The sequence below is a fragment of the Acinetobacter equi genome (genome assembly GCF_001307195.1).
Lineage (GTDB): Bacteria > Pseudomonadota > Gammaproteobacteria > Pseudomonadales > Moraxellaceae > Acinetobacter > Acinetobacter equi.
The window spans coordinates 2,206,558-2,219,584 of the sequence record NZ_CP012808.1 but is presented as its reverse complement, the minus strand read 5'-3'; the positions used below and the strand labels follow the sequence as shown (position 1 = coordinate 2,219,584).

The 13,027-nt window shown below is 36.1% G+C and carries 14 protein-coding genes, 2 tRNA genes and 1 rRNA gene; 3 read left to right on the top strand and 14 right to left on the bottom strand.

Annotated features, from left to right (window positions below; genetic code table 11):
- Positions 1 to 197: 197 nt before the first annotated feature.
- The 8 genes from AOY20_RS10585 to AOY20_RS10550 all read right to left on the bottom strand — a co-directional run bounded on the left by AOY20_RS10585 (position 198) and on the right by AOY20_RS10550 (position 6,063).
- A tRNA-Ala gene (locus AOY20_RS10585) sits at positions 198 to 273 on the bottom strand.
- Positions 274 to 310: 37 nt separating this feature from the next.
- Positions 311 to 387: transfer RNA gene (locus tag AOY20_RS10580), tRNA-Ile, on the bottom strand.
- Positions 388 to 448: 61 nt separating this feature from the next.
- A 16S ribosomal RNA gene (locus tag AOY20_RS10575) occupies positions 449 to 1,986 on the bottom strand.
- A gap of 466 nt (positions 1,987 to 2,452) precedes the next feature.
- A complete protein-coding gene (locus AOY20_RS10570) occupies positions 2,453 to 3,064 on the bottom strand; it encodes a DUF2057 family protein (protein WP_054581829.1) in 612 nt (203 codons plus the stop codon).
- A gap of 112 nt (positions 3,065 to 3,176) precedes the next feature.
- Positions 3,177 to 3,770: a nitroreductase family protein gene (locus AOY20_RS10565; RefSeq protein WP_054581828.1), complete on the bottom strand. Its 594-nt coding sequence runs from the start codon at positions 3,768 to 3,770 to the stop codon at positions 3,177 to 3,179.
- A 200-nt stretch (positions 3,771 to 3,970) separates the two neighbouring features.
- Complete coding sequence (gene ftsY / locus AOY20_RS10560; protein WP_054581827.1) at positions 3,971 to 5,059, bottom strand: signal recognition particle-docking protein FtsY; 1,089 nt, start codon at positions 5,057 to 5,059, stop codon at positions 3,971 to 3,973.
- Between the two features lie 207 nt (positions 5,060 to 5,266).
- A complete protein-coding gene (locus tag AOY20_RS10555; protein ID WP_054581826.1) occupies positions 5,267 to 5,590 on the bottom strand; it encodes a hypothetical protein in 324 nt (107 codons plus the stop codon).
- Between the two features lie 113 nt (positions 5,591 to 5,703).
- Positions 5,704 to 6,063 (bottom strand): hypothetical protein, encoded by a 360-nt coding sequence (locus AOY20_RS10550; RefSeq protein ID WP_144424777.1) that lies wholly within the window; start codon positions 6,061 to 6,063, stop codon positions 5,704 to 5,706.
- Between the two features lie 220 nt (positions 6,064 to 6,283).
- Between AOY20_RS10550 and AOY20_RS10545 the strand changes: the two genes are divergently transcribed.
- The 3 genes from AOY20_RS10545 (at position 6,284) to AOY20_RS10535 (ending at position 7,602) form a co-directional block, all read left to right on the top strand.
- The gene (locus AOY20_RS10545) at positions 6,284 to 6,517 is read left to right on the top strand and encodes an SEL1-like repeat protein (protein ID WP_054581824.1); all 234 of its coding nucleotides are present in this window, start codon (positions 6,284 to 6,286) and stop codon (positions 6,515 to 6,517) included.
- A 154-nt stretch (positions 6,518 to 6,671) separates the two neighbouring features.
- The gene (locus AOY20_RS10540) at positions 6,672 to 7,037 is read left to right on the top strand and encodes a DUF2750 domain-containing protein (RefSeq protein ID WP_054581823.1); all 366 of its coding nucleotides are present in this window, start codon (positions 6,672 to 6,674) and stop codon (positions 7,035 to 7,037) included.
- 133 nt (positions 7,038 to 7,170) lie between these two features.
- Positions 7,171 to 7,602 carry a CBS domain-containing protein gene (locus tag AOY20_RS10535; protein WP_054581822.1) on the top strand — a complete coding sequence of 144 codons (432 nt, stop codon included), beginning with the start codon at positions 7,171 to 7,173 and terminating at the stop codon, positions 7,600 to 7,602.
- Positions 7,603 to 7,666: 64 nt separating this feature from the next.
- On the opposite strand, the gene trpB is transcribed toward AOY20_RS10535, so the two are convergent.
- The 6 genes from trpB to AOY20_RS10505 all read right to left on the bottom strand — a co-directional run bounded on the left by trpB (position 7,667) and on the right by AOY20_RS10505 (position 12,984).
- On the bottom strand, positions 7,667 to 8,875 hold the full coding sequence (gene trpB / locus AOY20_RS10530) for a tryptophan synthase subunit beta (RefSeq protein ID WP_054581821.1): 1,209 nt from the start codon (positions 8,873 to 8,875) through the stop codon (positions 7,667 to 7,669).
- A 45-nt stretch (positions 8,876 to 8,920) separates the two neighbouring features.
- Positions 8,921 to 10,108 (bottom strand): vWA domain-containing protein, encoded by a 1,188-nt coding sequence (locus AOY20_RS10525; protein WP_054581820.1) that lies wholly within the window; start codon positions 10,106 to 10,108, stop codon positions 8,921 to 8,923.
- Positions 10,109 to 10,123: 15 nt separating this feature from the next.
- Positions 10,124 to 10,975 (bottom strand): AAA family ATPase, encoded by an 852-nt coding sequence (locus AOY20_RS10520; RefSeq protein WP_054581819.1) that lies wholly within the window; start codon positions 10,973 to 10,975, stop codon positions 10,124 to 10,126.
- A gap of 20 nt (positions 10,976 to 10,995) precedes the next feature.
- The gene (locus tag AOY20_RS10515; RefSeq protein ID WP_054581818.1) at positions 10,996 to 11,382 is read right to left on the bottom strand and encodes a hypothetical protein; all 387 of its coding nucleotides are present in this window, start codon (positions 11,380 to 11,382) and stop codon (positions 10,996 to 10,998) included.
- Positions 11,383 to 11,408: 26 nt separating this feature from the next.
- Positions 11,409 to 11,711 carry a YcgL domain-containing protein gene (locus tag AOY20_RS10510; RefSeq protein WP_054581817.1) on the bottom strand — a complete coding sequence of 101 codons (303 nt, stop codon included), beginning with the start codon at positions 11,709 to 11,711 and terminating at the stop codon, positions 11,409 to 11,411.
- Between the two features lie 130 nt (positions 11,712 to 11,841).
- A complete protein-coding gene (locus AOY20_RS10505; RefSeq protein WP_054581816.1) occupies positions 11,842 to 12,984 on the bottom strand; it encodes a ribonuclease D in 1,143 nt (380 codons plus the stop codon).
- Between the last annotated feature and the right edge of the window lie 43 nt (positions 12,985 to 13,027).

The following is a 13,027-nucleotide window of genomic DNA, read 5'->3' as shown; positions in this document are numbered from 1 at the left end:
TCTTCCTTTTAACGAGTATGAACAAATTATTTCAACTCAAATATATTCTGTTAATGATTCACTACGTCTTCGTCAGATCGCAGTCAACTGTGATAAATCACAGAGATTAATAACAATGCCGCGCATTATACGCCACCTTATCACTAAGCTCTATAAGCTATCCAACTGTTTGCTTACTATGTATTCATTCAAATACATGGTGGAGACTAGGAGAGTCGAACTCCTGACCTCCTGCGTGCAAAGCAGGCGCTCTACCAACTAAGCTAAGTCCCCAGCTTATCATTTAGATTCAATGTACCTTTCTAAGTCATGGTGGGTCTGACAAGACTTGAACTTGTGACCCCACGCTTATCAAGCGTGTGCTCTAACCAACTGAGCTACAGACCCTCAGATACATCATAATGAAGAACAACTTGTTGTGGATTCTTACCAATCGTCAATCTTTCGTTAAGGAGGTGATCCAGCCGCAGGTTCCCCTACGGCTACCTTGTTACGACTTCACCCCAGTCATCGGCCACACCGTGGTAAGCGTCCTCCTTGCGGTTAGACTACCTACTTCTGGTGCAACAAACTCCCATGGTGTGACGGGCGGTGTGTACAAGGCCCGGGAACGTATTCACCGCGGCATTCTGATCCGCGATTACTAGCGATTCCGACTTCATGGAGTCGAGTTGCAGACTCCAATCCGGACTACGATCGGCTTTTTGAGATTAGCATCCTCTCGCGAGGTAGCAACCCTTTGTACCGACCATTGTAGCACGTGTGTAGCCCTGGTCGTAAGGGCCATGATGACTTGACGTCGTCCCCGCCTTCCTCCAGTTTGTCACTGGCAGTATCCTTAAAGTTCCCGGCATAACCCGCTGGCAAATAAGGAAAAGGGTTGCGCTCGTTGCGGGACTTAACCCAACATCTCACGACACGAGCTGACGACAGCCATGCAGCACCTGTATCAGAGTTCCCGAAGGCACCAATCCATCTCTGGAAAGTTCTCTGTATGTCAAGACCAGGTAAGGTTCTTCGCGTTGCATCGAATTAAACCACATGCTCCACCGCTTGTGCGGGCCCCCGTCAATTCATTTGAGTTTTAGTCTTGCGACCGTACTCCCCAGGCGGTCTACTTATCGCGTTAGCTGCGCCACTAAAGCCTCAAAGGCCCCAACGGCTAGTAGACATCGTTTACGGCATGGACTACCAGGGTATCTAATCCTGTTTGCTCCCCATGCTTTCGTACCTCAGTGTCAGTATTAGGCCAGATGGCTGCCTTCGCCATCGGTATTCCTCCAGATCTCTACGCATTTCACCGCTACACCTGGAATTCTACCATCCTCTCCCATACTCTAGCCAACCAGTATCGAATGCAATTCCTAAGTTAAGCTCAGGGATTTCACATTTGACTTAATTGGCCACCTACGCACGCTTTACGCCCAGTAAATCCGATTAACGCTTGCACCCTCTGTATTACCGCGGCTGCTGGCACAGAGTTAGCCGGTGCTTATTCTGCGAGTAACGTCCACTATCTCAGAGTATTAATCCAAGTAGCCTCCTCCTCGCTTAAAGTGCTTTACAACCAAAAGGCCTTCTTCACACACGCGGCATGGCTGGATCAGGCTTGCGCCCATTGTCCAATATTCCCCACTGCTGCCTCCCGTAGGAGTCTGGGCCGTGTCTCAGTCCCAGTGTGGCGGATCATCCTCTCAGACCCGCTACAGATCGTCGCCTTGGTAGGCCTTTACCCCACCAACTAGCTAATCCGACTTAGGCTCATCTATTAGCGCAAGGTCCGAAGATCCCCTGCTTTCCCCCGTAGGGCGTATGCGGTATTAGCGTCCCTTTCGAAACGTTGTCCCCCACTAATAGGCAGATTCCTAAGCATTACTCACCCGTCCGCCGCTAGGTCCAGTAGCAAGCTACCTTCCCCCGCTCGACTTGCATGTGTTAAGCCTGCCGCCAGCGTTCAATCTGAGCCATGATCAAACTCTTCAGTTTAAAATCAGTAGTAGCTTATGGCTACCAATCTTGGCTCATCAATTTTCTGACAAATATTTCTCAAATAAACTTCGAGTAATTTCTACCATTCAATCAATGAAAATATATTCGATTGATCAACTAGTAAAAATCCACACAAGTTGTTCTTCATAATCTCTTAATGATCTTCTTACTACTTCGTCAGTAGCAAGCTAGGTCGGCTATATTACTCTCTATTTCCAGAAAGTCAACTAGTAATTCAAATTATTTTAAACTTTCTTTCTAAAACACAACCCCAACACTTTGTGCTAAGTTGCTGTTTTATCAGAAGTTTTAATCTTCATCACCGCCGATGGATGTGCATTCTACAGCATTCCTCCCCAGACGCAACCCCTTTTCTTTATTTTTTTAAAAAATATTAATCAGTCGGATGTTTTATGCTCAAAAATGCGGTTTTTTATGTAAAAGACTCAAATTTTCAGCATTTTTAATTTACCTGTTCAGCTATCCAGAGCATAAATTTCTGTTTATCTTCTTTCGTTGCATTTTTCCAAGCTATTAAAAGATGATTCAGTGTATCTCCGTGAGCAATATTCGGTTCAATTGATGTATACACAACTTGATGTTGTCGTTGATCTATTTTTTGTTCATTAAATATAGAATGAATTATTCCCTTTTTAGTATTTTCACCCATCTGCGTCATTAACAACTCATTGTAGCTATTGTATAAAGCAAATTCAGGCTGTTTTGCATATTTTTTAGCATCATCATTATTTTTAGGCGGATTAATCATTGCCAATCTATAAGTTTCATTATTTCGTAATACTGGTGTTTTTATGTATACAGGTGATGACTTAACAATATCATGTGCTCCAATTCCATTTTCAGCATCAAAATACTGATAATAGTAAACTATTAAATCATTTTGTCCCGATTCCAAACTATATTCACTTTTATAAGAATTAAATAAATCCTTTTTAACTTCTGCACCATTAATTTCCTGAACAATAATTCCATTCTGAATTTTTAATAAAGTATCAGCATTAACAAAACTGCTCATCATTAATGCTAAAACAAATAGATTTAATTGCTTAATCATTTATATTTCTCAAGTACAAATTATTCAGCAACCAATATCTATTCATTTAATGACAATTTAATGAAATAAAAAAAGAGCACCGAAATGCTCTTTTTTTTAAATCAAAACATATTTATTTGAATGTTTTAAAACGCAACGCATCATCCATATACTCTTTATCACCTGCTTCAGCTTCGATTGAACCAAATACAAGCTGTGCACGTAATTTCCAATTTTCAGGAATACCAAATGTTTCTGCTACTTCAGCATCAATAATTGGATTATAATGCTGTAAAGATGCACCAATATTTTGTTCAGATAATGCAGTCCAAACAGCAAACTGTGCGATTGCAGTTGAATGTTCTGACCAAACAGGGAAATTATCGGCATAAGATGGAAACGCATCTTGCAATGATTTCACAACGTTTTGATCTTCATAAAATAGAACTGTACCGTAGCCAGCAGCAAAACTTTGAATTTTTGCTTCAGTTGCAGCAAAAGCATCAGCGGGTACAATTTTACGTAATGTCTCTAGAACAATAGTCCAAAATTTTTCATGAGACGCGCCAAAAAGTTGTACAGCACGTGAACTTTGTGAGTTAAACGACGAAGGACTAAGCTTAATCGTATTTTTAATTAATTGTTCGATTTGTTCTTGTTGCAAATCTACATTTTTACCAATTGCATAAATTGAGCGACGTTTTTCAATTTGATTTAAAAATCCCATTTATATTCCTCTTTGATCTCATGATCGTATTTATTTCATTGAATTTATTATTACTTGTATGATTTCTAATATAAATACCTAATTTATGACATTGTGTTCCATTTATGAAACAATTCTCTAAATTCTGATCTATTAAACAAAAAACTCCGTATCAAACGGAGTTTTTTATTACGGCGAAATATAAGAAAAATCAAAACAGATTATTTTTCTGTTTCAAATAATGCTGCAACAAATGATTTTGCTGAAAATGGACGTAAATCATCAATTTTCTCACCAACACCAATAAAACGAATTGGAACATGCGTACGACTTGCAATATTAAACAATACACCGCCTTTAGCCGTACCATCTAATTTTGTAATTGTAATACCTGTTAAGCCGACTGCTTCATCAAACATCTCTACTTGATTAATTGCATTCTGACCTGTTCCAGCATCTACAACTAACATAACTTCATGCGGTGCAGTTGCATCAATTTTTTGCATAACACGTTTAACTTTAGTCAATTCTTGCATTAAATGACCTTTGTTATGTAAACGTCCTGCGGTATCTGCAATAAGTACATCTACACCTTTGGCACGTGCACTTTCAAAAGCATCAAAAATTACAGAAGCAGAATCTGCGCCATGACCTTGAGCAACGACAGAAATATTATTTCGTTCACCCCAAATTTGAAGTTGCTCTGTTGCTGCCGCACGGAATGTATCACCCGCAGCAAGCATGACTTTCTTTCCTTCACCCTGTAAACGTTTTGCGAGTTTACCAATCGTTGTCGTCTTACCTACACCGTTTACACCTACTACCAAAATTACAAATGGTGCTTTATTTGAATCAATATGTAGTGGTTTAACTCGTGGCGCCAACAAAGCAACCAATTCTTCTTGTAAAGCTTTATATAGCGAATGTGAATAGATTAAATCACCACGTTCTGTACGTTCAGTTAAATTTGCAATAATTGTTTTTGTTGCTTCTACACCAATATCAGCAACCAACAACTGCTCTTCAACTTCTTCTAACAATTCATCATCAATTTCTTTACCACCGATCAGAATATTGACCATACCATCAGTAAAGCTTTTACGAGTTTTAGTCAAACCATCTTTCATTCGACTAAAGAAACCACCTTTTGACTTTTCTTCTTGAGTATCTTCTACAGATACACTTTCTTCAGCTTTAGGTGTTTCAACAATTGGAACATTTATCGAAGGTAAATTCGGTAAAGTAACATCATCGTCTCCGATATCAGCATCAATCAAAAATTTGTTTTGCCCATTAGATTGCTGTTGCATGCCGAATCCTTGAAAAGCATCGCGTTAAAAAAGCAAATTCTAACACAAAGATTACTATTTTTTCTTACTTATCCCTGTTTGTTTATAACGAAAATGAAACCTTTAAAATTTCATAATGTGAAGATTAAATTCTAATTGTAGAATTTATCTTCGACTTTTATTCTATAGAATTTCTATAATTTTTCAGATATAACACACTTATAATCATCAATACTGATCGACAGACATTGCGGGTAGATGTTTTGCTTTTTTACGTTCCATTTGCAAAGCCATCAGCAATTTCAAATATTGCCCTATATAAATCTGATCTTGAGCCAATAGCGCTAAAGCCATTTCTTGTGTATGCACATAACTCGCTTGTTGCGATATTTTATACACGGTATTGAGTTGTTGAGGTTGAATTGGTCTGTAGGTTGCAATACATGCAAGCCCCAAAATAATGACAATAATTAAAATAATAAAAATATTATAAATCTGTTCTAATTTCAATTCAGCAAATTTTAGCTGGATTTTTTGAATCATTTTTTGCATGTCTACCTCGAGATGGGTAGTTTAGGATGCAATATAAAGATATACAAGTAAATTGCTCAAAACACACCTATTCAGCTACAAATTTGAGCAATTTACATCATCAATTAAGCTACTTAGCCCATTAATGGACGTGCGAATAGATAGTAAATCACCACCGCAATAATAACAAGAACAACAAAAATAACCCCTAAATTACCAGTTTCAGGCTCATCATGTGCATGATGATCATCTTCTTTTGCTAAACGCTCTAATTCTGCACTATAAATTGCATAAAAATTTTCACGATCTGCTTCAGACAAAGTCTTTGTAAACTCTTCTACTTTAAAACGTAATTTTAAGCCATATTTTCCTAAATGAGTTGTGTCTTTAAACAGTGCTTCATCTATTCTTTTATGGTGGTACTGAGCAAGAGCAGCAACTTGTGTATCAATTGGTGGCATATCCAATACAAACCCGTCGATAGTCTTTGTCATCTTTTTTTTACTCCGCTTTATCTATAGTTATACAAAAAACTGATTTTCATTATTACTAATTCATTTATACTTGAATTTATGAAAAAATCAACTATTTCTGATTTGACAAATCAAGTAAATTGTAATATTACTTAAACAATAGATTGGTAAAATGATCTAAAGTCAAAAAAGTGGACTTTAGAAATAGTCGTTGAATCATAATTACAATAAGGAGTTATATATGATTAATCAATTTTCGCACCATGATTTAGAACATGTTTATGCAACTGCTATCAATACAATTCAAACTGAAATGAATTTCCAAGATGCAGTTAGAGAGCTTGAGCATGCAGCACTAGCGGGACATGGTAAAGCAGCAATGTTTCTTGCAGAGCTTTATTTTCAAGGATTTCGAGTAGAAAAAGACTCGATGAAAGCACAGTATTGGCAAAATTTAGCCACTATGCAAGCATAAATAAACGTCACCTAGGGTGGCGTTTTTTTATTTCTTTCTCCATAAAATCTCCTACTTTGATATAAATATTTACGATTTTAAGCAAAGCTTCTACACTTATTGTCATATAGATCAACTAGACTTAGTTCGTGATTAACTTCATAAGACTAGGATTATGCATAAGATTCAATATCTACGCCCCCTACCCAAAGAGCATTTTTTAAAAATCTCCATTTTGAAGTTTCTAATGTATACAGGTTCACTTTGGGGTTTGTACTACAATGGATGGGCGATGACTTCAGATCAGGATGATCATATTTTTCCTTTTTGGCTAACAAGCTTACAGGCAAAAAAATACTCAAAGAAATATTGGCCCAATTATTCACCACGAAAAATCACCCCAGAAAACTTTCAACAAGCGCTATTACCTACATTAAATCGCCTAAATGCATTACCTACGCTTTATCACACTGGTCAGAGATTTAAGCTCAGCTGTCATCAAATGGCATATTTATTTTTCAACCAACCACAAACAGTATAAATTTTCAAATTAAATGATTTATTAATCTATATATGCTCTTTTTATTTTGAACTAAGGGGTCTTCATTTTCAGTTTGTATTCAACTCGTTTTACTTTATAGATATAAATTCAAGGATAGAGGAACTTAATTATTATGACTACAGTAAAAAATGTTTTAAGCGACAAATCTAACTCTGCTATTTTTACAATTCGTCCTACAGACACTGTCTTTTCTGCAATTAAACTCATGGCGGAAAAAGGAATTGGGGCTGTCATTGTGACAGAAAACAATAAAGTTGTTGGTATTTTTTCCGAACGAGACTATACCCGTAAAGTCGTTCTTATGGAAAGAACATCAAGAGAAACACAAGTTAATGAAATTATGACTTCAAATGTCATTACCGTTACTACAAGTATGAGCGTTGAAAATTGCTTAAATCTAATGACAGAGAAGCATCTGCGACATTTACCTGTTGTTGAGGATGAGCAATTACTTGGTTTAGTTTCTATTGGTGATTTAGTCAAGGCTGCTATGGATGACCAGAAAAAACTAATAGATCAATTACAACAATACATTTCTGGCTAAATTTATTTTAAGTTCTATATTAAAAAAACCTCGCAAAAGCGAGGTTTTTCCATTTCCATCTGAATTAATTCAAACCTAATTTTTCAGCCACATAATCGGAATCTTTATCTCCACGACCTGAAACGTTTACTACAATTTTGACATCATTAGCTAATTTAGGTGCTTCACGTATAGCCCATGCGACTGCATGAGAGCTTTCTAATGCAGGAACAATTCCTTCTACACGGGATAAAGTCATAAATGCATCTAAACACTCTTGGTCTGTTGCTGTTGTATATTCAACTCGTCCTAGATCCTTTAACAAACTATGCTGAGGTCCAACACCCGGATAATCTAAACCTGATGCAATTGAATGCACAGGTAAAGGTTCACCTCGCTCATCCTCTAACACATAGCAAGCCATACCATGAATTTGACTTGGTTTACCTAATGTCAAAGTTGCTGAGTGCATATTGGTATCTAGACCATGACCTGCTGGCTCTACACCAACCAATTTCACTTCTGGCTCATTTAAAAATGCAGAGAATGCACCTACTGCATTTGAACCACCACCAACACAAGCAACGATATAATCTGGATTTTTTCCAAAGCGCTCATTCGATTGAATCTTAATTTCATCGCCAATAATCGCTTGGAAATCACGTACCATCATTGGAAATGGATGTGGCCCAACAACAGAACCAATAGCATAAATAAAATCTTTTGGATTTTTTAAGTATTCTTCAAATGCGCTATCTACTGCATCTTTTAATGTCGCAGTACCACGAGTAACAGAAATTAAATTTGCACCCAAAATTTTCATTTTCACGACATTTGGATGTTCTTTTTCAATATCTACTTGCCCCATGTGAATTTCACAAGGAATACCCACTAAAGCACAAGCTGTTGCCAATGCAACACCATGTTGACCTGCACCTGTTTCTGCAATGACTTTAGTTTTACCCATATACTTTGCTAATAAAGCCTCACCTAAACAGTGATTAATTTTATGCGCACCAGTATGGTTTAAATCTTCACGCTTTAAGTAAATTTGTGCACCACCAAGTTGATTAGATAAGCGCTTCGCATGAAATAATGGGCTAGGACGTCCTACATAATGTGCAAATAATTCTGCCAATTCATTTTGAAACTCTTCTGTATGACGAATTTGCTCATATGCTACATTAATTTCATTCATTGCCTGTTTTAAATCAGGTGGAATAAATTGACCGCCATATGTACCAAAAAAGCCGTCTTCATTTGGCAATGCAATACCATTAATTTGATGATCCATGGAAACCCCAGCTTTGAACTAAATATAAAATATAAACTGTAATAATTATCTTGCGAGATACTTAATCATATCTTCCACGCCTTTTAAGGTCATTGCATACATATGATCTTCAAAAATTTTCTTAATCTGACCAATCGTTTGCGCATAGTGCCAATAGTCTTGTTCTTCTGGATTGAGCCATGCTGTTTTTTCAAAATGCTGTCTTAAGCGCTTTAACCATACCTCACCAGACTCATCATTCATATATTCAACCGAACCACCAATCGAATTAAGCTCGTAAGGTGCCATACTCGCATCACCCACAACAATGACACGATAATCTCGACCATAAGTATTGAATAAATCTATGGTATTTATTTTTGATGTTGAACGACGAATATTATCTTTCCAAACATAATCATATAAACAATTATGAAAATAAAAATATTCTAAAGTTTTAAATTCTGTTTTTGCAGCGCTAAATAATTTCTCACATTGTGAAATATAAGAATCCATTGAACCGCCAACATCAAATAACATTAAAACTTTGACACGATTACGGCGTTCAGGAACAAGTTGAACATCTAAAATGCCTTGTTTTGCTGTTTCCCTGATCGTGCCATCAATATCCAACTCTTCGGCTGCACCTTGACGAGCAAATTTACGCAGTCGTCTTAATGCCATTTGCATTTGACGTGTTCCTAAAACTTGTTCGTCATCTAAGTTACGATATTGTCGTTGCTCCCATACTTTTACAGCAGAACGTTTACGACCAGGACCACCAATACGTACACCTTCAGGATGATCACCATATGCACCAAAAGGCGAAGTCCCCCCCGTACCAATCATGCGATTACCACCTTGATGCTTTTTATGCTGTTCACGTAAACGCTCTTCTAGCATTTTCATCAATTCTTCAAGCGAACCTGCTTTTTTTAATTCTTCACGTTGCTCTGGTGTTAAATGCTTTTCTAATAATTCTAAATCAAACCAATCTTTAGGCAATTGATGTACTTGATGAAGCAAACTATCTAAATCGAAAGTAGATATACCATCAAAATAATCCTTCATAGCACGATCGAACTTATCAAAATAACGCTCGTCTTTTACCATAATTGTTTTTGTAAGTTGATAAAATTCTTCTTGATTTGCGAAAACCAATCCTACTGCAATTGCCTGATTCAGATCTATTAATTCTCGTGTAGAAACAGGAACGCCATATTTCCTTAAGGTATAGAATAACCGAATAAACATTGGCGTATCCCTTCTTTAACGACGTGCCATAAAGGCAAGGCGTTCTAATAGCTGCACATCTTGCTCATTTTTAATTAAAGCACCATATAATGGCGGTATTGCTTTACTTTTATCTGAATGGCTTAAGATATCTTCAGGCATATCGTCTGCCATTAATAAACTTAACCAGTCAATTAATTCAGATGTAGACGGTGGTTTTTTTAACCCTGGAATTTTTCTTAATTTGAAAAAAACCTGTAATGCCTCTGCCACCAAATTTGATGAAATATTTGGGAAATGTACATCAATAATTTCACGCATTGTTTCTTCGTCTGGAAACTCAATATAGTGAAAAAAACAGCGTCTTAAAAATGCATCTGGCAGCTCTTTTTCATTATTTGAAGTAATAATCACAATTGGACGTTGTTCAGCTGTAATTGTTTCGCCTGTTTCATACACATAAAACGACATTTTATCGAGTTCATGTAATAAATCATTTGGAAATTCAATATCTGCCTTATCAATCTCGTCAATTAATAATACACAGCGCTCTTCACTGGTAAATGCTTCCCACAACTTCCCAGGTTTAATATAGTTTTTAATATCATAAACCCGGTCATCACCCAATTGGCTATCTCTCAGACGAGAAACTGCATCATACTCATAAAGACCTTGTTGAGCTTTAGTTGTTGACTTAATGTGCCATGTAATTAATTTTAAACCCAAGCTTTCTGCCACTTGTTCAGCAAGTAGTGTTTTACCTGTCCCTGGCTCACCTTTTACCAATAATGGTTTTTGTAATTGACGAGCAGCCTTTACAGCAAGTTTCAAACTATCTGTTGCAATATATTGCTGTGTACCAGAAAACTGTTGAGATTCTTGAGACATCGTAAACCTTTCCTTATGCTTTAAAGTGGTGGAGATTTTTCATTTACTTCATTGTTTTGTTGTTTTTTATCTAAAAATTTATTCCAACTAAATAACGCAATTGAACAAATCCCAATCACAAATAAAATTAGAGCTAAATTAAACCAAATCAGTGGAGAGTCTTTTGTAAAAATTCCAAATGCCAATCCAAAAATTGCTGGAGCAATTGCTGCATTATGCCCATCAGATACTGTAGGTGTTAAAATAAGTGCAAACAACAAAATAGTTGACATACCACCTAAAAACCGAGGTAATCTTTTTGTAATACCATGCCAGCAAAGTAAAATAATCATGGCGCAAAAGACATAAACTGTTACTGCAATTGCTTCTTCTGAAATTGAATCTAAAAATACTAAAAGATTGTCCACTGATTTCTCCTAATTTTTATTCGTTATTACGCACCACGAAGACCTTCTGGAGCAACGGCATTAGGATTAATTAAGCCTTCTGGAGGCATTTGAATAAAATAGCCATTTGTTGCAATAGAATCTAACACATGTAAAACATTAACACGTGCAAGTTTACGAGATTCTGTTAACTCTAAGTCCATCACAAAAGTTGCTCGCCCAAAAGCACTACGTAATGCTTCAGGCATCGCTTCTAAAGGATCAACTGTTTCATTTTCATTAACTTCACGACGTTCGATGTATAAATACATCTCATCTTTCTTGCTAGACTTATAAATTGAACAAAACATATTTTTTAACAACACTCATTTAATGCATGACAAAGCATACAACAAAAAAAAGACTGATACATTAATCATAATTAACGCATCAGTCCAGTTTTAGACTAATTTTCTAAATGAAAGTACAATTGTACCTTTTTTACTCAAAATTCTGCATTTGTTTTAACAAATCTGCTTTATCAGAACTCAATGTAGCAATTAATGGTTTTGTTAATATCTCATAACGCCACCCTAATAAATATTCAGGTAAATCTTGCTCTTTTTTCTTATCAACAACATGCTTATAAAGTGCATTAATCCATTTTTTACGAAGCAATACTTCTTTAGAAATTGAAGTTTCATCAACTGCTGACTGAATAATTGAATCAACATTATGAAGCACATTTTGAGATAAATGACGTACTGGACGAGATAAACGAACTGGCCACTCATCTTGATTTGCGACAGGTTTCAATAAGTTTAAAATCGTTTTACCATAATCACGAATAACATTTGGTCTAATTTGCTTAATTGTAGAAAGTTGAAAATTATTTTTCGGATTTTTTTCAACTAAATCAATCATCGTTACATTTTTCAAAATAAAACTGCGAGGCTGATTTAAGCTCTTTGCCATTTGATCTCGCCATACTGCTAATTGCTGTAATTGCATCAACTGGCGACGTGAATGACGATAATTACCAATTTCCTTATACAGAAGCTCTACAGGTGTTTCTTTACCAATTTCATGTGCCAAATGCTGACAATCTTCTTCAACATATGAAAGCAAAGATTTAGCTTTAAGCCTCATTTTAATTTGATCAGCTAACTGAACAATATAACGAACATCATTCGCCGCATATTCCATCTGCTCATTACTTAATGGACGCGCTAACCAATCTGATCGAGTTTGATCTTTTTCAATTTCAATATCCAACATTAATTTTAATGCATTTTGATAACTGACTTGTAAACCATGTCCTAAAAATGAAAGAGCTACTTGAGTATCAAAAACATTGTTTAAATTATGTTGATGAGCATAATGATAAATAAGATCTAAATCTTCACCACATGCATGAAAAATATTTTGTTTAGCTTGAAATATACGCGACCAAAATTGTGACAAATCAAGTGTTGTTCCATCTAGTAAAAATACATTTCCTTCAACATTGATCTGAAAGATACCTAATTTAGGCCAAAGTGTATCTACCTTAATAAATTCAGTATCAAGGCCATAAATATTGGACTGAGCCATTAATGTAAGGACATTTTCAAACTCATTTTGCTGCTGAATAAACTGGAACATAACGACGAGGTTTGTTTTCTCATTTTCTTTAAATGTATTGTAA